Raw genomic sequence first — 1,681 nt, forward strand, 5'->3', positions numbered from 1 at the left:
CTTGGATTCTAGGGGTCGTTGCAACACCTGTTGGTTAGGTGGTTAGTAGTAAATCACGTAAACGCTCGGCTGGAGTTTTCCAGCCGAGCGTTTTGCGTGGGCGTCCGTTGAGTTCCTGCGCGACGTGTTCGAGGTCTTCGGGCCCGTAGACGGACAGGTCGGTGCCCTTGGGGAAGTACTGGCGCAACAGCCCGTTGGTGTTCTCGTTCGAGCCGCGTTGCCAGGGGCTGGCGGGATCGCAGAAATAGACGGGCATGTCGGTGGCAAGAGTGAAGGATTTGTGGGTGGCCATTTCCGCGCCCTGGTCCCAGGTCAGGGAGCCTCGCAAGTGCGCGGGCAGGCTGGCCATGGTCTTGACCAGTCCGTCGCGGACTGTTTCGGCGGTGTGGTCATTTGGCAGGTGGACGAGCATCACGTAGCGGGTGGTGCGCTCGACCAGGGTCGCGATCGCTGACTGGTTATAGGCGCCGGTAATGAGGTCCCCCTCCCAGTGCCCCGGTATGGCGCGGTCCTCGATCTCGGGCGGACGCTCGGAAATCATGACCATCGGGTCCACGAACCTGGGGATGCGCTGCTCGCCGGTGTTGTGGGGTTTGCGGCGGGTCCGGCCGGTCCGCAGAGCTGCCTGTATCTCGCGTTTAAGTCCGCCTCTGGCCTGGACGTAGAGGGCTTGATAGATCGTCTCTGGGCTCACACGCATCTCCGGGTTGTCGGGGAACTCTTCGACCAGCGTGTGGCTGATCTGCTCCGGAGACCAGCGTAGGAGCAGTTTGTCCTTCACGTAGTCGCGCAGGTCCGATTCGCCAGCGAGCTTGGCCGTCTTGGGCCGCGCCCGCCGGGCGGCAGCCTTCCGATGCGCCCCGTGGGGCAGGTATCCCATCAGGGGATCGGTATTTCGGCCCAGCTCGCGGCTGATAGTTGAGGGCGATCGTCCCAAAGAGCGGGCGATCGCCCTCACCGAGGAACCCGCGGCGTGCAGATCCCGGATCATCTCCCGTTCCTGCACGGTCAGGAACCGCGGATCGATAGATTTCTCTAACGCTGATACCGGTACGGGGACCAGGCTGCCGGCGGGAGGGGACATAGTGGTCACACCACGTTTGTAGTCGACGATTCGGCCATCGGGGTAAATGCGTCGGCCGCCGGACTTACGGATTCCCTGGTCCCACTCTTCGGCGGTCCGGAGATGTATACCGACCGCTGCGGCAGCTTTCCGCCGACTCACGGTCTTGCGCAGCCGGAAGTACTCATCCCGGCCCGGGTGAGGACCCGTCCCCGGTTTGCCATAGCTTTTCAATCCGGCTTTACGCACCCAACCGGCGCACGTTGCGGGATTCAGTCCCAACTCCCGTGCGGCCTGCGTCGTGCTCTTGACGCGGTCGAACACGATGAAGAACTCAGCCTTCTGTTCAGGCGTGTATTTTCTCTGGTCAGCATCCCGATCCCGGGGGACCCGCTCCGGGAGCCGAGATTTATGGACCCACTGATAGCACGTCATCTGATTGAAGCCGAGCTCCGCCGCAGCCTCACTCACACTCCCGCACCGATCCAACACGGAAAAGAACTGCGCCTTCTGCTCCGGCGTATATTTCCTCCGGCCGACAGCTTCTTTCGTTAAAAACGACACGGTCGTTGCAACTCCCAAAAATTCTGGGTGTTGCAACGACCGCTAGAACCCGCC

General features: G+C 62.1%; 1 protein-coding gene and 1 pseudogene. Both read right to left on the minus strand.

What is annotated here, in order from left to right; all coding sequences use genetic code 11:
• Positions 1-34: 34 nt before the first annotated feature.
• The gene (locus EYS21_RS23205) at positions 35-1,225 is read right to left on the minus strand and encodes an IS30 family transposase (RefSeq protein ID WP_131135594.1); all 1,191 of its coding nucleotides are present in this window, start codon (positions 1,223-1,225) and stop codon (positions 35-37) included.
• Positions 1,226-1,477: 252 nt separating this feature from the next.
• Positions 1,478-1,627, minus strand: a pseudogene (locus EYS21_RS23990) (transposase); the annotation flags it as partial.
• Positions 1,628-1,681: the final 54 nt, after the last annotated feature.

This window comes from Arthrobacter sp. S39 (assembly GCF_004320525.1).
In the GTDB taxonomy this organism is placed as follows: domain Bacteria; phylum Actinomycetota; class Actinomycetes; order Actinomycetales; family Micrococcaceae; genus Arthrobacter.